This window comes from Microvirga sesbaniae, from assembly GCF_025460805.1.
In the GTDB taxonomy this organism is placed as follows: domain Bacteria; phylum Pseudomonadota; class Alphaproteobacteria; order Rhizobiales; family Beijerinckiaceae; genus Microvirga; species Microvirga sesbaniae.
In genome coordinates this window covers 1-24,458 of sequence record NZ_JAMXFJ010000010.1, presented here as the reverse complement: position 1 = coordinate 24,458, position 24,458 = coordinate 1, and the positions used below count along the sequence as shown (strand labels likewise).

The window sequence follows — 24,458 nt, the reverse complement described above, 5'->3', positions numbered from 1 at the left end:
TAGCTTGCGATCAGACCGCCTGTGTCTGGCGGTCGATCTTGAGGGTCGAATAGGAGTAAGCGGCTCGCTTTTGCTCCCCGACGTGGTGTTCATCGCGGAGGAGCCTGAAGCCCTTGCCCTGTGCTGCCGACCGGTTCCCCAGGGCTGTGATGAGCTGAGCCTTCAGCTTGCGCTTGGCTTTGTCCTTCTCCCGGACATCCCGCTCGAGCCCCTGGATCTCCTGGGTGATGGCCTCGTACTCCGTGACGAGCTTGTTGAAGGCGCGATCCTCCGAGTAATCGGCGGGATCGCTATTCGTCGGGCGGTACCGCTTCTCGATAGCGTCCCCGTCGATGGCGAAATCAGGGGCCGGCTCCTCGTCCATGTCCAGGGAGAAGATGAAGTCGGTCGTAGCCGCTTTGATCATTTCCCAGAGGGGAGGATCGAAATCGATCTCGACGAATGCCTCGAATTCGCCGCCGGCCACAATCAAAGCGACCGCGAGGCTTTCGATGCCGAGCGCCGCCATGATCGGGTGAACTTCGGCCACAATATAAGGAGGAGCCTGGACAACTCCGTTTACATTCCAGTTGATCGCGTAGTTCTCGGATGAGATCTGGATCAAGTGGATGTGCTTGGTATCGTGGCTGAGGGGCAGCTGTCCGCGAGACCGGACCTCTACCAGGTGGCGGGAGAGGATCTGCCTGGTCGGGTAAATCTGCTCCTTGCTCCGATCGAACAGAATGCAGGAGTATCGTTCCTGCAGGCCGATCACGAACTCTCGGTGGAGGCGGCGGCTCCAGAAGCCGCGGCTAGATTCGACCTGCGCCGAGGGAATATTGCCCTTGAGTACGTGCCAAAGCTCCCAAGGGGATGGTGTCTTTTTGAGGCCAAGGAGCGTCGGGACGTATCGGGCCTGAATGACATAGTCTGGATCTGGGCTCATCGATTTTTCCGGGGATTGGAAACCAATAGGTTTGTTTGACCAGACATGCCTTTTGCCTTTCGGGCGACCGAGTTTTGCAAATCGTGCCGAATTACGTGCATTGTACCCGAATTTATGCTACAGGTCTTGTGTCGTTAATTCGCTATCGGAGACGGAGATCCCGCGATGCAGACAAGTCAGGTGAGCGTGGAAGCTGGTGTGAGTGGTAAGTCAGGACTTGATTTCGTGGCTCTCGGGCTGGTGTCCGAAGGGTTGACCGGGTTCTTCGCACCGCGCGCCCAAGCAGACACAATGATTAAGGATCTCGGCCAAGCGGGTATCCGGGCCAGCTACAACGAGGAGTATGGCTGCTACGCCGCCCCCATGGGCGCCATCCCGGATGTTAACCATACTGCCGTCCAGCGTTACGGAGTGGATTCCAAATCGCATGCGCTTTGGAAGGAAGACCGGGCGAGTCAGCTTAATCTCGAGGCGATCCTTTTCGGCGCAGCGGATGCCATCAGCCGAGAGCCGGAGATGGCGAAGGTCCGTGAGGCTGCCACTCCGGTATCGACCAAAGTCGCTTCGACCCCACCGCGCCGGCAGCAGGGTCAGGTGAGTGACGAGCAGGTTGCGTACTCCGCAAGGGCCGAGGCAGCCAGCCAGCAGGGCTTAAAGCTGGTGGCGGCCTATATCCGTGGCGGGCTCATGCTGGCGGGTGACCGAAACCCGGAACGGCGGGATCAACAGCTAAATATGATCCGTGAGGCGACTCGTGAGGAGATTACCGAGGTTCTCGACCGGACGGTAAAGCGCTTCCAGGAACTGGATAACAAGGAGAAGTTTGCGCGGTTTGACCACGCGATCCAGAACCATCTGCCGGAAGTCGAGAAGCTGGCGCGAGCCATCGACCATGATAAGGCGTTCCAAGATCGTATCACCTCGGCTGTCGAGAACCTGAAGTCTGGGAAGAGCACGGAGGCAAAGTTCGTCCTACGCGGCGCATTCATGCGGTTCGAGTTTGACGATCAGAAGCGCTTGGGGGGCGGGGTCACTTTAGATCAGCAGGACAAGATCCCGATGGACTCCCTTCGTCGTGGCTTCAATGCGCTGGAAAAGATCCATGTTGAGCGTTTCGGCATGCCGTCTGGCTACCGGCTGACGATGGGCCGGTCTGAGGGTGGCGTCTATAAGGCTGCCCTTCAGTCCCAGGATCGGCCCGCGCCGGCCACAGAGGAAAAGCCTGCTGCGGAGAACCAGGCCGCGCAGCCAGCACAACTCTCCCGCCTTCAGATGCGTCGGCGGATGATGGAGCAGAATAGCCAGGGCATGTGATCCATCAATCAAATCTATTCGTCTACGAGAGCGGTCCGGTGGGCCGCTCTTTTCTTATGGGGATTGACTGTCTTCGTCTCTCCGAGAGGGGCTCCCCAAGAAGATCCCGACCAATGCGCCATTTGGATCACCCGGCATCCGTTTACTTCCCTTGGGACGGTATTCATACTGGGCGGCTATGGGTGGGGGCGAGAGAAGGATGCTATCTAAGGGGCTCGTGCTTGGGGTTTTGTCTTTAGCTATCTGTGCGAGTACCGGAATGGGTGCTCGCCTCTCAGCGGAGGAGGCTTCCGGAGAGGCCAAACGAAGGGCTCACGTGCCCTTTGTCAGGGCTGCCACGAAATGTGTCGCTGACCACGTGCAGCGGACCTTAAAGCGGCAGCACCAGCCGGAGGAAGTCTTTACCCATCTTAGCGAGGGCCTCAAGGCGTGTAAGGCTGATGTCGACCGAATGTCAGCCGAGCATGATCGGATCTTTGGCCCGGGAACCGGGTCTGGCTTCGTGGCCGGTGCATACCTTCAGGACCTGCCCCGTGCGGTTGACCAGATGATCGGCCGGCTGCGGTACGCGCCCGGTCCTTATCCGTGCAACACTGATAAGATCGTCTTCGCACCTATCCAGGACGCCTTCGGATTCTTCCTGATCTCCGATCCGCGGAAAGCTGACGCGCCGTGGGACTTGAGAATCATCGAAACGGGCGAGACCTTCCAATTCCGGCAGCAACGGCGGAGGAACGACAATCAGGAAATCCTGGTTGCGGTGGGAGCATCCGAGGCCGAGAAAGAGCTTGGAGGAGAGCTGCGCCTATATAAGGACGCGGCTGGTGAGATTGGCTCGGTAAGCCTCAACGCCATCTCGGAATCCTTTAGGCAATTCCGTATGCGGAATGATCAGGAGCCAGAAACCTCGGATATTCCGCCTGATGGGCATTGGGCACGGACGAGCTGCGAAGTCATGCGGCAGGCCGAAGTTACATCGGGTACCGGTCACGGTGTCCAGGTGGCGACAGAGGCCGTCCAAGCCGTGCCCAGCACTCATCAGCCAAACCCTAAGCCGGGCGAAGCAGATCCATCACTGGTGCATACACTCGAGGCGTCAAAGACGTCTGCCCAGGAGCAAGTTGCGGTCGCGAAGGCAGAGGCCGCCCTGCCAAAGAAATCTCGGGTGTCTGTCCCACAATTCCCGGATTATCCGGCCAGCAAAATCCACAAGGGCACCAACGCAAAACCAGTTTTAGACGATCCAGACAAGAACAACTACCGCACCCGTATCCGGGAAGCAGCTCAACAACCCCCGAACTTCGCCGGCCGATACGTCATCACTACGTGGGGCTGCGGGACCGGCTGCAATCGTGGAGCCGTAGTTAATGTGGCGACCGGAAAGGTTAAGATGCTTCCGTTCAGCCTCGTCACGGGCACCGGGGATTGGTGTAGCGACAAAACACATTATGTGGGTGGACCAGATTTCGGATTTGAGTTGGACAGTTCGCTCATCGTGATGACTGGGAAGTTCGAGCACGATGAAAGTACCTGGCATGATCCGAGCGACGGAAAGAGCGGGTTCCACTATTTCGTGTTCGATGGAAGCGACTTTCGCTACTTGAAGACCATTCACGAAACCGAATGCACCGTGGAGCGGACGGAGGAAAATCGATCCGACGCCTCCGGCAAGGCCCTGAAGTTGAAGCGGGCTGCCAATGGCTCCCTCGACAGCCGTGATTTTATCAGCCTGTGGCGGGAAGTGATCGGAGAACACGTCGCAGTCGAATTCTGTACCGTTTACCTGATCGGGATGAGCACGCCTTCCTGTGCCGTATACGATGGGTCGAAACGGGTGGGAGACATCATTCTCGATCGGGGTACGCTGGACCTGGGAAGCATGAAATGGGTTTTGGCGAACTGTAGTGGCCCAGTTCCAAAGTCTCAGTGTAACGCCCGCATCGAGGGACTTGTGCAGGAAGCGAATGGTAGCCTTGTTCTCACCAATGGAGTGGTCGCGCCCTGAGAGGCACTGAGCCTAGGAACAGCTCGAAACCTGTCTAACGACCCATCCTTGATCTTCAACCCAAAGCCGGCGCCGAACCTTCCGGCATGTTGAACTCTCCGGCTGGACTACCTGAGTTGCGCTGACGGTCTCAACTTTGGGAGCTTGGGCCACGTTCTCTGCCTTCTTTGTGGTCTTGGCATGTGCCGCTGTGGCTCCAAAAAGAACAACAGAAAGGACGAGGCTGGCACGCAGGTAGGAACAGTGGGCCATGAAATGCGATCTCGGAGGAGCCAGGAGGGCTCCCCCGGCGTGCTGGAACTACGATGTCTGGAAACGAGCGGCCGCCGGTCCTTTCGGGAGGCGATTGCTTGATCTCAATTCTCGTGCATCCCGGTTTCTCAGCCAATAGAGGAGCGGCAGAGATAGAACGATCATCCACGCTTTCCCCAGGGCCTGCCCGGCGAAATGGTCGAGCGAGCCAAAGCCCAGCCAGAGAAACGATACTGAGTCCGCCAATAGTCCAACGAGGCTGGACCCGACGACGGCGATGACAAGACCCTTGCGTTGGAGCGGGGTGTAGACAGCCAGATCGATGAGTTCGGAAATCAAAAAGGCGACCGCGCTTGCGAGGGCCAAGGCAGGGCTGATCAGATAGCTGAGTGCGGCCCCGATCAGGACTCCGACCGTACTCCACGCGACCCCGAGCTGCCGCTGGACAAGATCGCGGAGGATAAGGGCGGCCCCGGCCCAGATAACGCCGCTCGGGGACATGATCCCCGGCGCCACTGGGATGAGACAGGGGCCGTCGGGCAGGCAAATCGTGCCGATCCGCGAGACGAAGTAGTTGGCGAGGGGAACGGTCAGTAGAAAGCCGACCAGGCTGGCAAGACCAGCGAGCCGTGATTTGGTCATGATGGGAGATTTTCTTTCTGATTGAAATTCGGACGGTATCAGGCCAGACCCATTTCGGTCAGGAACGGAGAGGGGCCGAGTTGGCTATCCCAAAGCAGGAAGCATCGGGCTGACGCGCGGGTGATGGTCACAAAGGCAAGGCGGCGGGCCTCGTCGATCTCATCTCCCTTATCGAAGCCACTTGGGAATTTCCCTTTGCTCCATCCGGGGGAGATCACAACGGGCGATTCCAGTCCTTTCATGGCGTGCATCGTCGAAACCGCCACCGCGTTATCCGGCCGGCCATCGACGTCGGCGATCTCCGTCTGGGCCGTCGCGATGATTGTGGCGAGATCCTCGACCCGATGGGCGTGTTCCGAGATCGCCATGTACTGGCGGAAGAAGCGAGCCCGGCGGGCTGGGTTGAGGGCCTCAATGTCTTTGTCGAGATCCGTATAGGTCAGGGCGAGCTCGATCATCTCGGATGTGCTCGAGATCATCGTCGCACTCCTGAGGCCCTGATAGATATCCATCAGCCGGAGAAGTCCGTCCTGCCTCAGGCTGCCGGCATCTGCACGCTTGCTCAGCCATTGCATTACCGGAACGCCCTCCATCCTGGCGGCCCGCCAGACGGCTTGGGCGGTCCCGAGACCGGCGAGGCTGGTCATGATCTTGATCGCTGCCGGGCTGTCGGATTCGTTTGCGAGCAGGCGGAGCCAGGCAAGAAACGTCTGGAGCTGCGGGGAAGAGTCCGCATCGGGATTGAACCGAAAGATGTTAACCCCGTGGCGGCTGAGAAACTGGGCCACCTCATCGGCGTCGCTGTTCGTGCGGGCAAGGATGGTAATATCCCTGGGCTGGGCCTTCGCAACTGATTGGATCAGGACCAGAGCTTGGTTGAGCATCCCCGGCTGTCCGTTGCAGGAAATGCTCGCGACATCGCCCTGACCCTTGTTGCCGGATCGGACCGTCTTCGAGTGTCTCTTCTGGTTGCCGGAAATTAGTTTCCCTGCTTTCCGGACAATCTGCTCAGGGCAGCGATAATTGATTCCCAGCTTGATGACGACGGAATTGGGATACCGCTTCTCGAAGTTCAGGATGTTGTCGACAGTCGCATGGCGCCATCCATAGACAGCCTGATCATCGTCTCCGAAACACGCAAGATTGTTTCCCGCGTCAGAGAAGATCTGCAGCCAGCGTTCTTGAACGGGATTGGTGTCCTGATACTCGTCCACCAGGACGAGCTTGAATTTCTTTCGCCAGGACCGCGCAACAATGGGGTTGCTGTTCGTGAGCCGGATGAAATCCAGGATCAGATCGTTGTAATCGAGACAGCGGTTCTCCCGCATCGTCTTTTCATACTGGGCGAGGATATCACTATCCTCCTTGGAGATTCCCGGAGCGCTCGTGATCCATGTCGAGTTGCTATCGGAGCCGAGGTTGACGCCTATATTCTTTGCAGCATCGATGGTCTTGAGGAGCGCGTTGATCCGCTTATCGATCTCTCGGCTGCTCGACGAGTTCCCAAACCCATCCAGGCTCGCGAGGATGCCCGTGAGGGTCATCTTGATCTCTTCCGGCTCGACGATCGTGAATGGCTTCTCGCCGGTATGGATCGCCTGGTGGATCCGGAGCATGCGGGATGAAAGAGAATGGAACGTCCCGACATAAAGGTTTTCGACGTCAGCGACGATTTTCCGGCCGATGCGCTCCTTCAACTCATGAGCAGCCTTCCTGGTGAAAGTAACCGCCATGATCTCGTCCGGCTTATAGCCGAGGACCTGAACCGCGTAGATGAATTTGGTCGCCAGAACGTGGGTTTTGCCGGTTCCGGAGCTGGATAGGACCAGCAGCGGTCTATGAAAAGCTTTGACCGCTGCCTTTTGTTGGGGGTTCAAGCCGTCTGTGAGAGATGTGTCGTTCGACGGATGTGCCGAGATCGTGGCTGCTAAATCTGGCATGGCGTTCTCTTCTAGGGGTTTGATCGATCAATTCGAATTCGCTCCCAATTCCGAGATGCTCTGAGATTCAGTCTCCCTCTTGATTTCGTTCCCTGCCGTAACGGTTACTTTCTGGGTTTTGGGCCCTGTTCAATTAAGCGTTTTGAGAACCGGCTGTCATAATCCATAGCTCAACCGTTGGATTTAGCTTCCCCATCGATTGGAGATAGAGCCCCATCTGGAAGCGGCGGTGTCCCTCAATGAGTAAATAGGATGCGGGGAGGTTCTCCGACTCTGGGACTGGAGGAATACCTTTGCGAAGGTGCCCGTCTCGGTTGTCGAGAACGATGATCGGCCTTGGAAAACTCAGGTGGTCGACCAAATAGCGGGCAGTTCTGAATTCGTACTCGCCGAGGTTCCTAATGATAACCCGACCCTTATTTTCTGACTTTTCCCCGCCAATCTCCCAATCGTAGGTGCGTTCCCGGATTTCAGCCAATCTGGCTGAGTCCCAGACAGCCACGTCGAAGCGATATGGTTGGGAAATCAGATATCCGTATGGGGAGCTGCCCCAATTATCATAAAGCCACTGCTCTCCGACGTCAGCGGGGATATTGGGGAATCGACTTCTGACTCGCCGCCACCAATCCTGGAATGGCTCTTTCGCGTCGTCTGGAGCTTTCTTTGGAGCGAGTTCCTCGGGCCAGTAATTCATGATGGATCCTGTTGTGTTTGGATCCACCATATTTCCATTCTGGGCATTCAGAAACTCGCGCCGTTCAGCTCGCTTAGTTTAGCTTCATCCGACGTGCTGCGGTCGGGCACATAATAACGAACTGCGCAATAAGAGGCGGCTTTCCCGAGGCGCAGGATGTATCCTCGTCATCTTTAAGAGGGAAGCGCGCTCGCTGAGGCGCGTTGTTGCCATACCGAAACTCGATCGTGCCAGTCCTGCAATTGGCTTTGGAGGTCAGAACTGTGCGTCCTTCCTCTTTTTGATACTTTGCAACGCACTGAGCGACAGTGAGCTTGCCACCGTTCTGCTTTGTCTCCCCACCGGGGTCACGCTCGCAGTATTCTTGTAGATCCGCCTTAGTGACCATGCCGGTCATTGTTGCTGACGGCGTGTCTATTCCATCCTGCTCAACAGCAGTTCCACTCCATCCGGCGCAGGACGCGACAGGAAAGCTACCAGATGCCAGAACTTGGCCGGAAGACAAACATAGGAATACTGCAAGTGCGGCACATTGTGCGGATAGGCGGATCATCAATCTCTCCTAATCAGACCTAGGTCATTATCGCCACAGTTGCATGCAGCGAAGCGACCAAGATCCAGGCATTAGCAGATCGGGGGTACCGGAGGGAAAGCATGCATTAGTAGCATTAACCCGGGCTATGCCCGTCCCTCAGCCCTCATAAGCCACGACCTCCGGCGTCAGGTGTCGTGTGTCCTGATCGTCCCGCTCTCTCCTCAGCCGACCGGCTTTCCTTTTCGCAGCTTCGGCGGGATCGACGGCATTCAGGCGGTCCTTGAGAATGAAGTCTGGAATGGTCTGTGTCGCAATCGGGCCCTTGCCGCGGGAGCGAACCTTCTCGGCCATTTCCTTGTCCTTGAAGAAGTATGGCGTATCCAGCTTCATTGGCCGGTTCAGAAAGTTCTGGACGAGGACGATGTTCTTGCCAGGTTTCAAAGAAGCCACGTCCTCATTGCGCAGGAAACTGATGTTTTCGATCTGCTCGGACCGGCTCCAGGCCATTGGGTTTGCGGACTTCGAGAGTCCTTCGTTGTAGGTCTTCTGCGCCCGTTGGATGGTGGTCTCACCGACCATCTTCTTGAATTTGTCGATGGTGTCGGTGTTGTTCTGCGCAAGAACGTATTTGACGGCCGTCGTCGTGATGATCACCGACTCGTCTTCAGCCGTGTACTTCTTTCGGATCTGGCCGAAGTCCTGTGCAGCAAGGAGGTAGCTTACCTTCTTAGAGCGGCCAAGGTCGGGGCCGGTGATCACCGACTCGATACGCGGCAGCTTGGCGAACTCGTCCAGGGCAAAACATACTGGGAAGGGGCCGAGCTCGTTGCCCGTCTTGTGATTGAACTCTCCGGGGCCGTAGGAGATCAGGCTTTGTGAGAACACCTCATAGAGAAGGGCCGTGACGGTTTCGAATGCCCCGGCCTCCGCCTGGTTCACGCAGATGTAGAGCGTCACCGGCTTGATCTCGTCCGATCCGGGAGCTTTCATGCCCCGCATGTCATCCGGGGTGAAGTCACAGGCCGAAGTCCTCTGAGCAACGGCAGCATTCTTAAATGGCAAAAGCGCCTGATCCATTGTGCCGAATACGCCGGATCTTTCCTTATCCGCCATATTGACGAGCGAGCTTAGCTCAACGAAGGCGCGCGGGGAGGGGAACTTGCCGCCCTGCTCGGCAGGGACAACGTCGTCGCAGAGGGTGCGAATCCAGTCTCCCATCTTGTCGGCACCCATGGCTGCCATGGGATCCTCGTCGCCCGTCTTCTTGGTGCTCTCGAACTGGGAGACGGCCAGCCAGTCCGACAACATTGGGATAGACGGTTCATAACCATTCCATTTTGCCGGCAGCCCGTCATAGTTCTTTTTGTCGCCTACCTTCGAGATCAGGTAGTGCATAAATCCGGTGAGCGCGGCCCGGCCCTTGGTCACAAAGTAGTCATTTCCTTTACCGCCATCCGGATTCGGGATCAGGGTCTTGGCGACGGTGTCTAGGTAGGTGTCCCGGTCAGGTCCCTGCGGCGGGACAAGTTTCGGCGACAGAAAGTTAAACCGCGGATAGAACACGGGATCGCGGACTGTATAGACTCCCGCGCCGTCCCGCTCATTAACCCAATCCTTGACGAATTTGATCCGAGTAGGAGCGACCGAGGCCTCGAATGTGCCCTCCTTACCTCCGGCAACCTCGCGGGCCTTGTAGCCGACAACCAGTTCTTCGGGAATTTGCCCCTTGGTGCCCTTGCCATAAAGCTCAAGAAACACGTCCCAGAACGGGCCCGTTTTGTTCGTATCGAACGTCAGGATGTAGTTGGGCTCGTCAACCTTCGCCCAGTTGAGCATAAAGACGTGGCTCACCGTCGACCGATAGTGCCCGGTCATCTCGTAGAGTTCAGGCTTCGGGTCGTTGACGATGAAGGAAACGTTGTCGCCCTTTAGGAGCGTTGGGACCACGAAGGCAGCGGTTTTACCAGTTCCGGGAGGTGCAAGACACAGAGCGGAAAGGGTCTCGATCATCATGACCATCTGCCCTTTGCGAGGGCCTTTTGGCCATCGACCAAGGGCCATCAGGTGCCCACCTTTAATGCCGACCTGTTCCCGAGCCTCCATTTCTCCGAGGGTTTCGTCGTCGCACCAGTCGGCAAAGCCGCCCTTCATAACCTGGCGAAGATAGGGGTTGAGGAGCGCCGGGGCCATGTAAACAACGGTGCTGACAAATGCGACCCCAAGATATGCCTTTAGCGCGTCAAACCCGCCGTAGTTGGGCGAGACAACAAAGGCATAGTTCATCGAGAGTATGTCGCCACCCGCCACGCGGCCGACGAACGCCCCGACCCCATCCAGGGTTCGCTGGTTCAACGGTTGATCAATGAGCCACCGAAAAAGGGGAGTGCATAGGGTTGTTCCAGCGGCGAGCGGAAGGCCAATAGCCGCGGTGATTCCGAGCCAGCGGTAATGCTTCCGCTGACTTTCCGTCATGTGTTCGGGCAGATACTCGGTTTTTAACGGATTGTGGAGCTTCATGACAGAAACCGGAATTGAGGGCGAAGGGTGTAGCTGCCCGGGACGTTGAGTGTCCCGGGTCTCAGATCTCACGCGGCTGCGGAAAGGACTGTAGGGATCTCGGCACCAGTGCCTTCAGCAGGCGTTTCTTGGGCGCCTGCGAGCGCGAAGCCGTCCGTAATGTGTTGGCCTAGAGCATCGAACACAGCCATGACGCCATAACGGGCCGCTGGCTGATCCTGCAGAACCGTCAGCAGGTGGGTGGCGGCGATCCGGCGCAGAGGTGTGTCCGATTTGCCGAGTGTGCCCTTCTCAGAGAGCCATTGCAGTAGAGGGGTACTGGTACCCGCCATATGGCTGTGAAGGTCAGCGAGTGTGGCGTCGGCGAAGCTCTCAAGCGTCGGATCAGGAGCATCCTCGTCGTCCAGGGCGGGCTCTCGCGCACGATCGTCGAGGAAGGCCAGCAGCAGCCCCTTTAACAGCATCCGAGCCGGGAGGAGATGTGCCGCATAATGCTGTGCAGGAAGGACATTGAGAGCAATGGAGTTGACCGCCGTCAAAGTCGCGTTCAGATTCTGCCCCTTCGGGAGTTTCGTAGCCATTGATCTATGCTCCCGCCTGCATGGCGATCTGGCCGCCTACTGTCGCTTCGGGAGCCGGAGCCGAAGCATGGTCGCTCACGGCAGGACGCCCCTTGATCGCGGCGATAATCTCCTGGGTTCTCCGGTCATCGTCCTGTCGGCGGATAACCTGGAAGCTGTGCACGATAGCCGCAATCCAGATGTACGGGAGAACGGCTGGCGCGAGGAGAATGCAAAGGCAGATCATCACCAGACTGGCAATGGCGTCATACTTGGCGTCTCGGATAACGAGGGAGATCGGCGGAACGAATATGGCGACTAGGAAAATCATATGAGCCTCAATGTTAGGCAACGGCTGAAATGCGACGCTGGCCGAGGGAGTCTTTTTCGATCTGAATGACGCGGATGTGCTCGACCATCTGAGCCCGGAGCTCGTCGCGATCGATGGCATCCGTGTTTCCCGCCATCGACCGGGCGTTTGAGATACAGTTGATGAAGGTGGTCAGCGCCTCGTCCGGGGATCTGGCGTGGATCGTCGTCATGAAGTGGCCGTGACCGGTGGTCATGAGTTCCCAGATCGTGGCCGCGTTCGAGTTCGAGATCTCGCCGGCCATAACCACATCGGGGGTCATACGAACGATCAGATCGCGCACAGCACGATAGTCGAACTTGTTGGCCTGCTGCGTACGGCTCATCAGAATGTGGACGCGGTTGGGTTGGAGAACCCGGATTTCGCGGGTGTCCTCGACCGTGAGGATCCGCTTACGGTCGTCGAGGAACGAGACAAGGCGGTTCAGAAAGGTGGTCTTGCCGCTGCTGGTTGCTCCAGAGAGGAGGATGTGGTCGCCTCGCGTCAGGGAGTTTACAATCTGCGCGAAGGGATCATCAGGGTCGGTCGCTCGGGTGAAGATCGAGGCCACCGGAGGGCGAAGCCTCTGACCTGGTGTGATGCCGTAGTCCTGCAGATCGACCGTCTGCTCCTTGTTGTATTGGCGGACACAAACGCAGATCGAGCCCTCTTCGCTGGTTCCCTCAGGTGTTTCGGACTGAATGTTGGGACCAATTCCGGCCGCGAAACGATGCCCGCCTGGAACGGTACCGAAGACCACCGGCATTCCGGCTGCGCCGAAGTTCGGGATGTTCTGCAGGTTGGCCACCATGTGACAGATGTTCTCGAGGTACCGTCCTGTGAGGTCGGGAGCCTCTTCGGGGATCCACTGGCGCCCCTGCTCGTCAGGCCTGCGCCGGCGGACCCAGATCTCGCCGGGTTTGTTGATGGCGATCTCCTCCACGTCAGGGTGGAGGAGGCGCTCATAGAGAGGCCCGATGAATCTCTGGAGGAGGACCTGGGTGCTGGTGTTGCTCATGGGACCATCTCCTAGAATGGCGACCAGTTTTGACCCATCGGGGTCCCAGCTGCCGACTGTTGCTGCGAGTTCTGGCGAGACTGCTGCCGCTGCTGAAGCTTTTCATTCGCCGATGGGGCAGTGATGAAATCCAGGCTGTCGTCGGCTTGTCCTCGCCTCTGGCTTCCCGCCCGGGTTAGGTCCTGAACCACTGGGCTGTTCATGCCTGCCGTCGGGTTCTGAACCACGCCGCCGTTCTGCATGTACTGCGGGACACTGGTCCCGATCGGTGCATTGAAGCGGTTCGGGCCTGCCGTACCTGCCTGCTGAGTTGCACCCTGGCCTAGAGAGCGAGCAGGATTGTTGCGCGCTGCCTGATACTCTGGGGTGGCGCGGACCTTGCTGGCGTATTCCTCACGCATCTTTTGGGTAGGATTGATCGGCTTGAGCCAGAGATCGGTGCTTGGGAACACGGTGATACGTGTTCCAGCCGGAACGGTCCGGATGGGCGGCAGAGCCAACTGCTCCTCGGTGAACTGCTGAATGAGGGGCTGGGTATCCTCGCGGAACTGTTGGGTGGCAATCCCTCTGGCGTCTTGGCCGATATTGGCTGACCCGGCTCCATAGGGGCTGACCGAAGTGACAACCGTCTGGGAGCCGTTGAGGCCCAAGGTCACGCCCACGTTGAGCGCCGACATCAGCATTGTCGTCCCAAAGCGCTCGAACCAACGGTTATCCATGTGCGCGGGGATGCTGGCACGTCCCATCGCATCGCCACTGGTGGCCTGGAATGCGAACGCCGCGCCGTCGGGTCGAACCAATCGCTCCCAGGCGATCGCAACCTTCTCCTCGCCCGTTGAGCCGATAGCTTCGACGGTTCCGATGAGCGTCGATCCGCGCTCAATGATCACGAGACGTCCGTCGCCGCCATAGATGTCCCGCTCGACGGTAGCAACCGCACGGGAGGCGTTGCGGGTATCGATCGGGATCTTGATCACCGCCGGGATGGGTTTGTCCATCGTGACGACGCGGCTCATGTCGACCGGATAGCTTGAGGAGTTCCGCTTATAGCCGATGGACTCCCAATCCTCCTCGCTAGGCCGCTGAGGGCCCAGGTAGGTCAGGTTCTCAGCATCCGACTGCGAGGTCAGAAGGCTAGCCGACCGCCTGTTTCGGAGAACTGCCTCCGCTGCTGGATCGTATTCGGGTTCCGGCGGCGGTGCCGGGGCAAGAACTACGGGCTCGGCGACAACGGGGGTGATCGCGGTAGCATCGACGCTGACCACTTTCGTGACATTGCGGATCGAACCGTCCGACCGCTCCGAGGCGGCCGTAATCAGGATGCGGCCATCCACGCGGCCTGGGATGGCAGGATCATAGACGAACTGGACAAGGCAAGCCTGCTCAACCTCGAGCCGGACGCCCTCGCAGTTGCTGGCATCGAGGCGGATACCGGCTTCCTGGGCATAGGGCATGTTGACCGTCTTGATGGTCGCCGGCATATCCGTCGCCCGGATCGAGAATGTCGACGTGAAGCGTTCCTTTCCGGCCGGGATGTCGCGTGCCTCGATCGTGGCCCGATCAGGGGAGATATCACCCTCACGTGGGGGCGCCTTTGGCGCCTCCGGCTGGGCAGGTGCAAAGACAGGCTCGGACGGCGGCAGGGCAGCCTGCTTCATAGAAAGCGCTGTATTCCTTTCAGGCAGTGTCAGAAGGAACAGGGTCACACCGAAAAGCGCAAAGGCGCTGGTAGCGGTAAGGAGCCGGATTTTGATTTTGCGCTTGGGATCATCGCTCATTGTCTAGCCCCTTATTCCGCGACCAGGCAGGTGTCGCCATGCCGACGACGGACATCACAAATCGAGGTCGCCGCAGAAGGATCGACACCGCTGATCTTGATCATGGCCCGGCCCGAGGCGGGAGCTGCCTTGAGAGAGCCACCGGCCTGGGACTGCCAAGACAGCTTTGCTTTGCCAGCCTGCAGGCGATTATCCGCCCGATAGAGATTCCAAACCTGCTCGCCTTCTGCCTTTGTGTAGGGGCCGAGGATGAGCGCGCTGGACACGGGAGCCGGAGGCGGGGCGGCGGGAATTACAGCCGCGGCAGGGGTGGGAGCTGCGGCCGGAGCCGGCGCAACGGCAGGGCCGGGAATGGCCATCGGAGCCACGAGAGGAGCGGCAGATGCGACGATCTTCTTCTCGACGGGCTCAATCGCGCCCTTCCGGACAAGTGGGGGCTGGGGAGCGGGTGGAACAGGCCGTACCGCAGGCGCCGGGACCGGCTTCTCGATGACGATGGTCTTCTGGACCTCGACCGGGACCTCACGCTCGACGAAAACCGGCTTTTTGACCACCACAGTACGACGCGGGTCGACGATCGGCGCGTCCTTGGCGTAACGGTTATCGTCCAGAGGGCGAGCGAGGCGCAGGCAGACAAGACGGCCGCCATTGCGCAGCGTAATATTGCCGATGGCTTCGATAACCATCATCGATCGGTCTTTGCCGGCAACGCGGGTGCCGACCGGGCTCTCGACACCTTGGATGACAAGCGCGGCCACAGGCCACTCGGTCATTGACGAGGCGTTGGGGCCGAAATCCAGGTAGGTAAACCGGCCGTCGTGCCAGGCGCGGATAGGGGCGATGACCGCATCGTCCTGCGAGCGGGCCTCGATGCTGATGTTGTTGCGCATATCGCCCGGATTGACCGGAGCGCCACGGGCATATTCCCGTCCTCCGGCATCGAAATAGGCGGTCGCCTTGTTCACAGCGGGCTCGTAGAGATCCTTGTAGTTCGTGTACGGCATCGACACAGGTGCAGTCGACGCAAGGGTCTCACCGGTTCCCGCCTCCATGCCGCCGACCACAACCTCAACCGTCGTGTCGGGAAGGCGATCAGCATTGAAGGGAAGAGAGCGCAGATAGAAGTTATAGACGTTGCCCGAGCTGCCATAGACGATCAGGTTACCGTCTACGCCTGGATAAATGGCGCGAATGGCAACCGACCGCTTGTTGGGGGCAGTCGAGGTCTCGAACGAACCGGGATCCGAGGACATCACCTGAACGACTTCTTCCTGGCGCGGGAACTTGATCACGCTCAGGAGGCCTTCACGAGCGTTGACCTCCATCACATCATCGGGACGCCAGGAAATCTTCACGAAACCAGGGCGCGTCTGGCGAGGGGACTTATGCTTGTTCGGGTCGAGCCAAGCCTTCTGCTCCAGGCCGAGGGGCTTCGAGGCGACGGCCGTCGCAATTCTGGCCGTTCCTTGTGCCGTCACCTGCGAGGGCATATCGAGAGGCTCCGGCGCGAGGCCGGGAACCCCCGGTTTCGCGTAGTCGACCGGTACATTTGCCTGTGCCTGGGTGATCTGCCCGGCAGGGCCCATCGGAGTGCCCTGCGCGAGAGCAGCATTCAATCCAGAAGTGGCAATGAAGGCAGCCAGCGCGGCGGTTGAGAGGTGACGAGAGCGCGAGGAGGTCATTGTGTAAGGTCCTGGTAATCTTGTTGGCGCCGCGACGGCTTAGTCTTTTTTGGACGCCACTGTGTAAGCGGTAACAGTGAAACCGAGTGGGTTCAGGAAGCGGTTGTCGTAGCTGATGCTTTGCTCGACATTCTGAGCGCGGAGCTGGGCAACGAAGGTCCTGCGTTCGTCGCCACCGTCGGTGAGGCCGGAGCCGATGCGCCGGTCAATGACGTCGAACTCAACCTGCCAGTAGCCATTCTGGATCTTCAGAACACTCTTGAGCGACACGCTGCGGGTAAAGCGCCTCTCCTTGAGGGAGTCATAAACAGGCTTCGTCTCAGCAAGGAACTGGTCGTAAACGGGTTTAGAGGACATCAGCCGGACGATGGTGCCCCACTGATAGATCGTGCGCTGCGGATCATCCGTGATCGTATTGCGCATCGTCACGTATTCACGGACGTTCGCCTCTTCGAGGATCGCCAGCGATTTCAGATTGCCGGTCGGCGGCTCGACGCGAACGACCTGATCGGACTTGTCGGACCAGGTGACGAAGAAAGGTACGACCCGGTAGAGCGGGATAAGCTGCATGATCGCGACAGCCTGCACCACATTGATGGCAAGCGACACGCCCGCGACGGCAATCAGGAGCTTGTCCGAGACTGCAGCGCGCCGGCCAGCGGCATGAGGCGCATCATGGTCACGCAGGTAGCCGCCGATCTTGTCCTTGGGCTTCTGGTTAGAGACGGAGGGGAAGAGGGCCACACGCTCAGCATGAATCTGGGGCTCGGGCGCCGAGGTTGCGGGTGCAGCATCCCCTTCCTTCTTAGGAGAAATACGATCGGTGAGACGCTGGAGGCGGGAGACGCTGGAGGTCATGGTAAACGACGCCGATTGAAAGGATTAAACTGGCAGCACAGGCACGTCATTCGCTGCGTTTGGCAGCTGAATGCAGGCGCAAGGGCTTTTCTTCAGGTCGTTGGGCGAGCGGCCGATGCCGATTGGGTCGTCCTGGGTCAATGTTCCGCAGGCGCTGAGAGTAAGGGCAGTAAGAGCGACGACAAAAATGCGAATCAACATTCGATCTTTCCTGGTGATCGGTGTTCTTTAATTCGCTTCTATACCTTTAAATTCGGTCGTCCAATCTATTTCGCCGGGGTCGGGAACAATCCGCGGGGATATGAGTAGGAAATGACTAGGTAAGTTAAAATGTAATAGTTTCAAATGGTTAATACAGGCCGGTTCAGTCGGTCAGAGTGCCTGATGGAGGCACGTTTGCGTTAACCGAGATGTATGACTGGTAACTCGAATCGTTTCGTAGATTTTCCAGAACGATCTGCTGGTCGGTGATCACCCGGCGCAGCGATGTTTCTGAAGCGAGAGAGGGATGCTGCTGCATGATTTGCGTAGCGGTGCGGATGCCCTTTTGGGTCTCCGCTGCGAGCTTGTTGATGAAGGCATGGACCTGCTCTGGTGTATCGAGAGAAGCGCCATACCGTTGGCTGAGGGTTTGCAGTTCCTCTCTCAAGTAGTTGGAGTCGGATGCGCCGCCGGATTGAATGCTCTGGTTCAGATTGTGGCCGGTGATAAGGCCGTTGTGGAGCTCGACGGCATACACAAGTGACTGGCGGCCGGCGTTTAGAGCATCCTGAGCCTGCAACAGTGCTTTCGCGCTTACAGCCTCTTCGGATCGGGCTTCTTGCTCCACACTGTTCGCATAGGCTTGGGGATTTCCGTACGCGTTGGAGTTGGAGGTCCAACTGCTGTTGCTAGCGAAGGTATCCTGGCCCATCTGCCGAAGGTGACTGACGGCCTGGCCTGATGTGAGGCGGGCGACGAGGCGATTGCGCTCCTCAAGAGCTTGGAGGAGCGTCAGGCGGATCTTGGCGTTAACGACAAAGTCATCGCGGAGCGTCTTGGCTTTTCCGACCTCCTCGGACAACTTTTTGATTTCATCCTGGTTCTTGGTGACCACGGACTTGGCGGCCACTGCAGCCCCCAAGCCGTCGGTGTAGACCGAGCGGGACAGTTGCGTCCGTTCTGCCGGATTGGACGTTCCAGGGCGGAAAAAGAAGTCTGCGACCGCCCGTGACATGTCGGGGACGTTCGCTGGGTTGGCTGAGGCCATCACCTGGGGAAGGTTGACCCTCCCGTCATCCATGAAGGTCGTGAGAGGCCCGGCTGAACCAGCAAATGAGAAGAGACTGGTGAGGAAGGCCTTAACTTGGGAGATCGGTGCCGTGACGCTGCTGAGGGTCTTTTGCCATTCCTGAAGCTGTTCCACGAGGGCACCCAGCTTCAAGTTCTCGTCCAGCGTCGTCTGGACTTCATCTGCCAGACGCTTGGGATCGATGATGGGGCAGGGGAACCAACCCCACAGCGTACCGCCGGAAGCGATCTCGCATGGGGTTGGATGGTACCTGCCGGCAGCCTCCGAGATGAGAGGCCGATTGGCTTGCCCGATCATATCGCTGGAAAAGAGCCCGACGATAATCGCCGTGGAAGCGAGTACGACCTTCTTGCGTTGCATGGCACTTCTCATTTCGTTGGCGGGAACAGGCGACTTACTGGCCGCTGGACTGGCTGTTGTAGCTGTCGTTGCCAATAGCACTGGCCGACTGAAGATGAAGCATGGCGGAGAGCTGGGCATTGCTCTGGATGACTTGCTCCAACATCTTGATCATGATGGCATTGTTGACCGCGAGGTCACCGCGCATGTCCTGAGACTGCTTGGCCTGATCCGAGATCTTTTGAATGTCCTGAGAGGTCTTGGACACCTGATCCTTGCCCTGGATGGCAATTGCCATGGCGCTGGTTGCCGCGGTGCGAGTGTTGATGGCCCGCACTGCATTGATGGCTTCGACATCCGCCTGGGTACCAGCGGCTTTGTTCACGTAGAGCGCTTGTGTGATGCCGCTCTGGACCGTTCCGACGCCCTGTGAGGCTTGGCCAAACGCATTCTGCAGGGTGTTAAAGGAAGACGTGAAGCTGCCATTGCGTCCAAGGTTACCGAAGCTCTCGAGGGAGCCCAGAGTGGCCTTGATCCCATGGAGAGAACTCATCATCTGACCGATGCCGCCGGCGCCCTTGATTTCCGAGAACATGGAAGAGAGGTGGCCGAGGATCCCGGAGATCTGGCTCGGTCCAAGCTGGCCGATTGCCTGCTGCAACTGGTTCACCGTGCCAAGGATGTTCTGCAACTGACCCAGTTGGTTAGCCACGGTCTTCATCGTTTGCTGGACCTGGCCGAAAACGTTGGAGTCCAGAACAGGCACCTGGGCGTTGGCGAAACTTCCGCCTGCCGCACTGAGCCAGACGGACATGAGCATAACAGCCAGCATCGACGTGATGGCCGATGCCCGGGATCGAAGGGAGCGTAGGGTCATGATAGCCTCTGTTGGTCAGGGGGGCGGACTAGCGGGCGGCGAATTCGCCGTTCAGGTAGGGCTCGAGGAACGCGTCCTTGCCGTATTTCTCGATTGCCTTGGTGAGCTCGATGACCGCTGGACGGCCGGAAGAGAACACTTTGAGGTAGCGGCCCAGAACGGACAGGTCGATGTCGAGGATGGCCGACTGGCCGGTGGAGTATTTCTTCACCAGGACGGCGTACTTATGCTCCGGCCCGGCGAAGTCCTTGCCGAGGACGAAGGCCAGTTCGCTCTCGTTGAGACCCCAATCGTCGTAGTCTTCAGCCTTGGCGTTGCGGTTTCGATAGAAGAAGACGGTCTGGCATTGGCCGCGGATCAATTCGGACATCCCGGTCGCCTTGATGGCTTCCGGCCGCTGGAAGGCCAAGATGTAGGCCTGGCGGAGCTTTCTCGCCTCCTGCAGACCAACCTTCACGAAGTTGTTCCGGAAGAGCTCGTTCTGAAGCATGGGTTCGGTCTCGTCGACGAAGACGAGCGAAGGCGACCCGGTGGTGGTGGCGTTCGACCTGATACGGTGGATGATGTAGTCGACGATCGGGGGAGCCAACCGGTGGTCCCCGAGGATCTTGGTCATGTCGAAGCCCGCAAGGCGGGTCTTTGTCAGGTCGAGATTATCCTCTTCGGCATTGAAATAGCCGCCGAGCATGTTGGGATCGACCCAAGGCTGAAGAGACTTCCTCAGATTGCCGTGAGGCGAGAAGGCTGCCTTGTGAAGAGAGTCCAGCTTCCGGAAGCTGGCATCGAGGTAAGGCGCATAGTTGATGTCTAGGGCTCGGGTGATCTCCTCCTCATCAAAGGCATCCTTAGCGTCGCCCAGCAGGCGCAGCCATCGCTGCTGGAACTGACGGTTGTCGGGGGTGTCCGCCAGCAGGAGCGGGTTCATCTTGGCGGAGGAGGCATCGCCGTCGAAAGTGACATAGTCGCCGCCGGCGCACCGGACGAACACTTCACAGCCGTTGAGGCGGTCGAACAGGTAAACCCTAAGGTCAGGCAAGCGGAGCGCCTGGGCAGCGAGGAAGCTCACAAGGGTCGTCTTACCGGTTCCGGTTGGCCCAATCGAGACACAGTGGGGCACCGCCTCCTTGTCCTCGGTTGCGTGGAACTGGAAGGCGTAGGCCTCGCCGGTTACAGAACGGAAGTAACTGAGGGGCTCGTTGCACCAGTCCGATTTTCTTAGGCCGATGTTCGGCTTATGCAGGACCAGGTTGGTGGCGACGTTCTGGCTCATAAACCTGAATTGGCGGGGCCAAAGCCGGTCGAAGGAGAACATCGAGAACCAGACGGCCTGAGCGGTGATCAACTCACGAACGCAGGTGGCGCCGGTCCGGGAAATCGTCGAGACGATCTCGTTCTCAATCTCCCCGATATCCTCTGGGGTCTGGCCGTAAATCACAACATTCATCGAGTAGTTGTGCAGCGTAGCCTTCATCTCGGATTGCCCGTCGAGAAGGCTGATAGCCTCCATGATCTCGTAGGACGCATTTTGTGACAGCGTCATCATGGGGGCGGCCATCTGCTCCTGCTTCAGCTTCGCCATCTGGAGCGAGGTATTCAGGGGCTGAATGGCATGGTGAATGACCAACTCGGCATCGATGCCGATGATTTCCCTATAGGCATTCTCCGAGGTCTTCTCGCCGCAATCCCGGACGCCGAGAATGGTTGCGAGCTTCTCTTCACGGCCATTCGAGAAATGCAAGATGCCGCTGTCGTCAGAGCCGAAGTCAATCGAATCCACGGCGATCATTCGGTTCATTGCCCGCTCTTCCAGTCCCGCCACCTTGGGGGACGGGCGGCTGACAGGGCTAATCAGGCGGGCAAGTACTGCCGCCGGACCTGTTGTCGGATCCGGACCTTCCTCGAGAACCCGACAGTCATAAGCATTGAGCGTACGGAGGATGAAATCCTCGGACTGCTTCAGCAGTTCTGAGGCCTCCTGGTCGTCGCTGGACTTGACCACCAATAGCGCGAAGTGGCGCAAGGAGTATGCGTGGCTGAAATCCTTATTCCATTGCTCTGAGATTGCCTGGAGCAGAGGATTGGTCCGGTTTGGCGATGCCTTGATCGGGAGGCGCTCCTTGGTCGTGAACAGCCGGATTTCAGCAAAAGCTGACCGCTGGGCCTCGTCCAGCATGTACTTTCGGGCCAGAAAGAGCTCGGCCCGGGTTTCGAAGGAGCTGAGATTTAGCTCCGCACCCCCGATCTCGACGATGGATATGTACCGGTCAGCGACACACTTGATGTGTTTGCGGTTCGGCAGCAACTCGATGAACGGCAAGAAGTCGGCCAAGGTCTCCTGGCGGGCAGGGGGCCGAAGGCGGTCAACAACCGATGGAATCGTAAAGGCGAGGCCCGCGGCCGCTGCCCCGGCGCCAAGAACCGTCGCAACGGCGCGAAGGCTTGTTTGATAGGTGAGGAGAAGGTCTAGGGTTTGGCTCATGTGAGCGGCTTTCGTGACGACGTGAAGGGCGAGTGATCAGGGCCAGAACCGGCGTTGGGATTTGCCGGCAATCCGGCGGCACTTCTGGAGCGAGTAGCGCATTGTCTGGATGAGGGTTGTCATGTGCGGCTCTTTCCCCCCGAGCATGACGAGAGCCCCGTGGCCGACAAAGATCGAGACCAGGAAGCCCAGAACGACGAGCGCGTTCGGCAACCCAAAGTCATAAAAGACGAGGAAAAGGAAGCTGAGGACGGAGAAACACAGGGAGAACACGGCCGGCAGCAGGGGAGCGCCGACGAATTTCTGAGGCATCGAGACGGGCCGGTAAATCTTGGTGTCGATGTCCTGCACGACGGCACCTTTATCTGCTTAGCGAATTGTTCTGTACGATTCGAGAATTTTAGTTCGGTCCCCCCTTTTACCTCGGCTCGGGAGCAGTCGTCGACAAAAAGGGGCCCGAAAAGGGCCCCCTTGGTTAAACTTTCGACCGTCGATCAACAGATTAGCGCGCGGTCAGCGTATCGCCGAAGTCCGTCTGGGTGATCGAAACCTGCTCGGAGTTGCTACCGCTCTGGGTAACGTAGTCGATCATGCTGCCGGAGGCAGCGATCAGCGCAAGGCCGCCGACAAGGGCGAAGAGCCATTTGAACTGAAAACGGCCGAAATAGGCCATTACGGCGAGGCCGATGATGCCGAAGCCACCAACCAGAAACGACAGATTCTTGATATTTTCGAAGGCGTTCTTGCCCTTTGTCTCCAGGGCGCCGAACACCTGAGCGGACGCCGAGCTGTCGACAGCCATCAGCGCCGTTACGGCAAGTGCGCAGGCCGCGACTGCCAGATGCGTTTTGTACCTCATTGAAACCCTCTCTGCTGATAGGCGACATGCCACCTATGATTCGTGAACGGTTTGGAATTCGTTCCGAGGATCACTCTATAACCGTTTTACGAATTACTATGAAGCGGAATTGCCATTTATTGCGGGAACATGAGCCAGATCGTAGCCCAACGCCGAGAGATACCGCCGTAGCGATCGGACAGTCGCCGCATCGGGGTCCGCTTCCAGGCGGCAAACCCACGGCTGGCTGGTCTTAAGCAGACTGGCCATGTCCCTCTGGGTCAGCCCCGCCTGTGTCCTCAGGCGAGCGAGCTGGGTCGGCTTGTTCATCGGAAATGCTCCTTCCGTCCCTTATAGTGTGGTGATGTCCCGGAAATGGGGCCCAGCCTCCCGGTCGAGGATGAATTGGGGAGATCCGATGCTGCCGATATCGAGTTCGTCGGTGATATTGCTCACGATGGTTTCCATCCACGCCTCGGAAGCATCTTTGTCCCGGTGGAGGATGAGGAAGAGGTTTGAGGCGGTTAGCGCAGCTGAACTGTCACGGCTCCGGCCGTTGTCGCTGAGCTGGCTGGTCATGAAGATCGGGATATCGGCATCGACACTGGTAGCCTGAAGCCTCTGAGCAACCCGGGTAAGGTGTGCATCAAGGGACTCCCCTTTTTCCTTCCCCTGGATCAACTGCCAAAAGTCGATGAGGGCCGCGACGATACCGTGGCGTCGTCTGTGATACAGGATTTCGTGTCGGAGGTCGTCGACGGTCATGGCCGTGTCGTGGACATAGTGGCAGCAGCGCTTGGCTGGAGCGAGAGCTGCGATCTTGTCCTTGTACTTACCGAGGTCGAAGCCCTTGCAGCCGAGCCGTCTGGCCGTTTTGAGTTCCTCGACTTCGGTTCCACCCCGCTCCAGGCACGCCATCAGGTGAGGGATATTCGCGGCCTCCATGTTGTAGCTGATGGTGGCGCAGAGCGTGGTTTTCCCGGTCTTCCCAAAGGCGCCCAGCATCGTGAGGGTACCTGGGTGGAGACCGCCACCTAGCCGCGCGTCCAGTGCTCGCAGACCCGTCGGAATTCGGGTGGAGACTTGCCGATCCAGGCGCCGGAGAAGCTGCTTCTGAACCTCATTGGCCGTCATAGAGCGCCCGGTTGGTGTCTCGCTGACCAGGTTGTCAGAAAGGCTTTTCGTTACATCGCGCCATTGTGGATTTGATCTGTCCTCAAGCTTTTTATTGATCCGGCTCGGGTGCTCTTGAAATCCGCGGTCAGTTGCCCCAAGTCGGCGGGATGAAGCATGTGGATATGCGCAAGCTGCCAGCAGCCGCGCAAGAGGAGCGCCGGCGGCAGGTGATCGGCCTGCGCGAGAGCGGGCTGACCTATGAGGCCATTGCCGCGCAGGTAGGTCTGACCCGCACCGGCGTCTTCGACATCTGCCGCCGCTTCGCCGAGCAGGGCCGGGCGGGGTTGGCCAGCGGGCCGCGCGGCCCGGCCCCTGGCACGGGACGGTTTCTCGAGGCCGAGCAGGAAGCGCAGGTCCGCGCGCTGATCCGCCGGCACACGCCTGACGAA

Annotated in this window: 24 protein-coding genes; 5 read left to right on the top strand and 19 right to left on the bottom strand. The window is 58.7% G+C overall.

Going from position 1 to position 24,458, the window contains the following annotated elements:
- Nucleotides 1-10 precede the first annotated feature (10 nt).
- Complete coding sequence (locus OCW50_RS15205) at nucleotides 11-925, bottom strand: hypothetical protein (protein WP_262266985.1); 915 nt, start codon at nucleotides 923-925, stop codon at nucleotides 11-13.
- A 165-nt stretch (nucleotides 926-1,090) separates the two neighbouring features.
- On the opposite strand from OCW50_RS15205, the gene OCW50_RS15200 reads away from it, so the two are divergent.
- Together OCW50_RS15200 and OCW50_RS15195 are read left to right on the top strand one after the other, a co-directional pair.
- Nucleotides 1,091-2,239 carry a hypothetical protein gene (locus tag OCW50_RS15200; protein WP_262266984.1) on the top strand — a complete coding sequence of 383 codons (1,149 nt, stop codon included), beginning with the start codon at nucleotides 1,091-1,093 and terminating at the stop codon, nucleotides 2,237-2,239.
- Between the two features lie 316 nt (nucleotides 2,240-2,555).
- A complete protein-coding gene (locus OCW50_RS15195) occupies nucleotides 2,556-4,244 on the top strand; it encodes a hypothetical protein (RefSeq protein WP_262266983.1) in 1,689 nt (562 codons plus the stop codon).
- Between the two features lie 300 nt (nucleotides 4,245-4,544).
- Here OCW50_RS15195 and OCW50_RS15190 read toward each other — a convergent pair whose 3' ends face one another.
- The 6 genes from OCW50_RS15190 to OCW50_RS15165 form a co-directional block, all read right to left on the bottom strand.
- Complete coding sequence (locus OCW50_RS15190) at nucleotides 4,545-5,138, bottom strand: VUT family protein (RefSeq protein WP_262298147.1); 594 nt, start codon at nucleotides 5,136-5,138, stop codon at nucleotides 4,545-4,547.
- Between the two features lie 38 nt (nucleotides 5,139-5,176).
- Nucleotides 5,177-7,078: an ATP-dependent helicase gene (locus OCW50_RS15185; RefSeq protein ID WP_262266981.1), complete on the bottom strand. Its 1,902-nt coding sequence runs from the start codon at nucleotides 7,076-7,078 to the stop codon at nucleotides 5,177-5,179.
- 133 nt (nucleotides 7,079-7,211) lie between these two features.
- A complete protein-coding gene (locus OCW50_RS15180; RefSeq protein WP_262266980.1) occupies nucleotides 7,212-7,772 on the bottom strand; it encodes a hypothetical protein in 561 nt (186 codons plus the stop codon).
- A 73-nt stretch (nucleotides 7,773-7,845) separates the two neighbouring features.
- Nucleotides 7,846-8,325: a hypothetical protein gene (locus OCW50_RS15175; RefSeq protein WP_262298146.1), complete on the bottom strand. Its 480-nt coding sequence runs from the start codon at nucleotides 8,323-8,325 to the stop codon at nucleotides 7,846-7,848.
- A gap of 138 nt (nucleotides 8,326-8,463) precedes the next feature.
- On the bottom strand, nucleotides 8,464-10,824 hold the full coding sequence (locus tag OCW50_RS15170) for a type IV secretory system conjugative DNA transfer family protein (protein ID WP_262266978.1): 2,361 nt from the start codon (nucleotides 10,822-10,824) through the stop codon (nucleotides 8,464-8,466).
- A 68-nt stretch (nucleotides 10,825-10,892) separates the two neighbouring features.
- The gene (locus OCW50_RS15165) at nucleotides 10,893-11,405 is read right to left on the bottom strand and encodes a hypothetical protein (protein WP_262266977.1); all 513 of its coding nucleotides are present in this window, start codon (nucleotides 11,403-11,405) and stop codon (nucleotides 10,893-10,895) included.
- Between the two features lie 67 nt (nucleotides 11,406-11,472).
- Here OCW50_RS15165 and OCW50_RS15160 point away from each other — a divergent pair, with 67 nt between their 5' ends.
- Nucleotides 11,473-11,706 (top strand): hypothetical protein, encoded by a 234-nt coding sequence (locus OCW50_RS15160; RefSeq protein WP_262298145.1) that lies wholly within the window; start codon nucleotides 11,473-11,475, stop codon nucleotides 11,704-11,706.
- A gap of 22 nt (nucleotides 11,707-11,728) precedes the next feature.
- On the opposite strand, the gene OCW50_RS15155 is transcribed toward OCW50_RS15160, so the two are convergent.
- Entirely contained in the window at nucleotides 11,729-12,544 is an 816-nt protein-coding gene (locus OCW50_RS15155; RefSeq protein ID WP_444547394.1) for an ATPase, T2SS/T4P/T4SS family, read from the bottom strand.
- Here OCW50_RS15155 and OCW50_RS15150 point away from each other — a divergent pair, their 5' ends adjacent.
- Complete coding sequence (locus OCW50_RS15150; protein ID WP_262298195.1) at nucleotides 12,545-12,766, top strand: hypothetical protein; 222 nt, start codon at nucleotides 12,545-12,547, stop codon at nucleotides 12,764-12,766.
- Here the strand turns inward: OCW50_RS15150 and OCW50_RS15145 are convergent.
- The 11 genes from OCW50_RS15145 to OCW50_RS15100 form a co-directional block, all read right to left on the bottom strand.
- Nucleotides 12,763-14,529, bottom strand: coding sequence for a TraB/TrbI/VirB10 family type IV secretion system protein (locus OCW50_RS15145; protein WP_262298144.1), 1,767 nt, complete (start codon nucleotides 14,527-14,529; stop codon nucleotides 12,763-12,765). The genes OCW50_RS15150 and OCW50_RS15145 overlap by 4 nt on opposite strands.
- A gap of 11 nt (nucleotides 14,530-14,540) precedes the next feature.
- Complete coding sequence (locus OCW50_RS15140) at nucleotides 14,541-16,211, bottom strand: TrbG/VirB9 family P-type conjugative transfer protein (protein WP_262298143.1); 1,671 nt, start codon at nucleotides 16,209-16,211, stop codon at nucleotides 14,541-14,543.
- Between the two features lie 39 nt (nucleotides 16,212-16,250).
- Entirely contained in the window at nucleotides 16,251-17,069 is an 819-nt protein-coding gene (locus OCW50_RS15135) for a VirB8/TrbF family protein (RefSeq protein WP_262266972.1), read from the bottom strand.
- A 24-nt stretch (nucleotides 17,070-17,093) separates the two neighbouring features.
- Nucleotides 17,094-17,270, bottom strand: a complete 177-nt coding sequence (locus OCW50_RS15130) for a hypothetical protein (RefSeq protein WP_262266971.1) — start codon at nucleotides 17,268-17,270, stop codon at nucleotides 17,094-17,096.
- Nucleotides 17,271-17,433: 163 nt separating this feature from the next.
- Nucleotides 17,434-18,720: a hypothetical protein gene (locus OCW50_RS15125; RefSeq protein ID WP_262266970.1), complete on the bottom strand. Its 1,287-nt coding sequence runs from the start codon at nucleotides 18,718-18,720 to the stop codon at nucleotides 17,434-17,436.
- Between the two features lie 34 nt (nucleotides 18,721-18,754).
- A complete protein-coding gene (locus tag OCW50_RS15120) occupies nucleotides 18,755-19,576 on the bottom strand; it encodes a hypothetical protein (protein WP_262298142.1) in 822 nt (273 codons plus the stop codon).
- Nucleotides 19,577-19,604: 28 nt separating this feature from the next.
- Nucleotides 19,605-22,055, bottom strand: coding sequence for a VirB4 family type IV secretion/conjugal transfer ATPase (locus tag OCW50_RS15115; RefSeq protein WP_262030495.1), 2,451 nt, complete (start codon nucleotides 22,053-22,055; stop codon nucleotides 19,605-19,607).
- A gap of 36 nt (nucleotides 22,056-22,091) precedes the next feature.
- Nucleotides 22,092-22,406, bottom strand: a complete 315-nt coding sequence (locus OCW50_RS15110; RefSeq protein WP_262266968.1) for a VirB3 family type IV secretion system protein — start codon at nucleotides 22,404-22,406, stop codon at nucleotides 22,092-22,094.
- Between the two features lie 151 nt (nucleotides 22,407-22,557).
- Complete coding sequence (locus tag OCW50_RS15105; RefSeq protein ID WP_262030493.1) at nucleotides 22,558-22,914, bottom strand: TrbC/VirB2 family protein; 357 nt, start codon at nucleotides 22,912-22,914, stop codon at nucleotides 22,558-22,560.
- Between the two features lie 96 nt (nucleotides 22,915-23,010).
- Nucleotides 23,011-23,223 carry a helix-turn-helix domain-containing protein gene (locus OCW50_RS33380; RefSeq protein WP_373371406.1) on the bottom strand — a complete coding sequence of 71 codons (213 nt, stop codon included), beginning with the start codon at nucleotides 23,221-23,223 and terminating at the stop codon, nucleotides 23,011-23,013.
- Nucleotides 23,224-23,244: 21 nt separating this feature from the next.
- Nucleotides 23,245-24,027, bottom strand: coding sequence for a DnaB-like helicase C-terminal domain-containing protein (locus OCW50_RS15100; protein ID WP_262266967.1), 783 nt, complete (start codon nucleotides 24,025-24,027; stop codon nucleotides 23,245-23,247).
- A 164-nt stretch (nucleotides 24,028-24,191) separates the two neighbouring features.
- Between OCW50_RS15100 and OCW50_RS15095 the strand changes: the two genes are divergently transcribed.
- The coding region (locus OCW50_RS15095; RefSeq protein WP_262298141.1) for a helix-turn-helix domain-containing protein at nucleotides 24,192-24,458 on the top strand (267 nt) is incomplete at its 3' end.

Excerpts from the sequence above, each read along its gene's own strand:
- OCW50_RS15205 (WP_262266985.1), bottom strand. The coding sequence starts at position 925 with ATGAGCCCAGATCCAGACTATGTCATTCAGGCCCGATACGTCCCGACG.
- OCW50_RS15200 (WP_262266984.1), top strand. The coding sequence starts at position 1,091 with ATGCAGACAAGTCAGGTGAGCGTGGAAGCTGGTGTGAGTGGTAAGTCA.
- OCW50_RS15190 (WP_262298147.1), bottom strand. The coding sequence starts at position 5,138 with ATGACCAAATCACGGCTCGCTGGTCTTGCCAGCCTGGTCGGCTTTCTA.
- OCW50_RS15185 (WP_262266981.1), bottom strand. The coding sequence starts at position 7,078 with ATGCCAGATTTAGCAGCCACGATCTCGGCACATCCGTCGAACGACACA.
- OCW50_RS15180 (WP_262266980.1), bottom strand. The coding sequence starts at position 7,772 with ATGAATTACTGGCCCGAGGAACTCGCTCCAAAGAAAGCTCCAGACGAC.
- OCW50_RS15175 (WP_262298146.1), bottom strand. The coding sequence starts at position 8,325 with ATGATCCGCCTATCCGCACAATGTGCCGCACTTGCAGTATTCCTATGT.
- OCW50_RS15170 (WP_262266978.1), bottom strand. The coding sequence starts at position 10,824 with ATGAAGCTCCACAATCCGTTAAAAACCGAGTATCTGCCCGAACACATG.
- OCW50_RS15165 (WP_262266977.1), bottom strand. The coding sequence starts at position 11,405 with ATGGCTACGAAACTCCCGAAGGGGCAGAATCTGAACGCGACTTTGACG.
- OCW50_RS15160 (WP_262298145.1), top strand. The coding sequence starts at position 11,473 with ATGGTCGCTCACGGCAGGACGCCCCTTGATCGCGGCGATAATCTCCTG.
- OCW50_RS15155 (WP_444547394.1), bottom strand. The coding sequence starts at position 12,544 with ATGGTGGCCAACCTGCAGAACATCCCGAACTTCGGCGCAGCCGGAATG.
- OCW50_RS15145 (WP_262298144.1), bottom strand. The coding sequence starts at position 14,529 with ATGAGCGATGATCCCAAGCGCAAAATCAAAATCCGGCTCCTTACCGCT.
- OCW50_RS15140 (WP_262298143.1), bottom strand. The coding sequence starts at position 16,211 with ATGACCTCCTCGCGCTCTCGTCACCTCTCAACCGCCGCGCTGGCTGCC.
- OCW50_RS15135 (WP_262266972.1), bottom strand. The coding sequence starts at position 17,069 with ATGACCTCCAGCGTCTCCCGCCTCCAGCGTCTCACCGATCGTATTTCT.
- OCW50_RS15130 (WP_262266971.1), bottom strand. The coding sequence starts at position 17,270 with ATGTTGATTCGCATTTTTGTCGTCGCTCTTACTGCCCTTACTCTCAGC.
- OCW50_RS15125 (WP_262266970.1), bottom strand. The coding sequence starts at position 18,720 with ATGCAACGCAAGAAGGTCGTACTCGCTTCCACGGCGATTATCGTCGGG.
- OCW50_RS15120 (WP_262298142.1), bottom strand. The coding sequence starts at position 19,576 with ATGACCCTACGCTCCCTTCGATCCCGGGCATCGGCCATCACGTCGATG.
- OCW50_RS15115 (WP_262030495.1), bottom strand. The coding sequence starts at position 22,055 with ATGAGCCAAACCCTAGACCTTCTCCTCACCTATCAAACAAGCCTTCGC.
- OCW50_RS15105 (WP_262030493.1), bottom strand. The coding sequence starts at position 22,914 with ATGAGGTACAAAACGCATCTGGCAGTCGCGGCCTGCGCACTTGCCGTA.
- OCW50_RS33380 (WP_373371406.1), bottom strand. The coding sequence starts at position 23,223 with ATGAACAAGCCGACCCAGCTCGCTCGCCTGAGGACACAGGCGGGGCTG.
- OCW50_RS15100 (WP_262266967.1), bottom strand. The coding sequence starts at position 24,027 with ATGACGGCCAATGAGGTTCAGAAGCAGCTTCTCCGGCGCCTGGATCGG.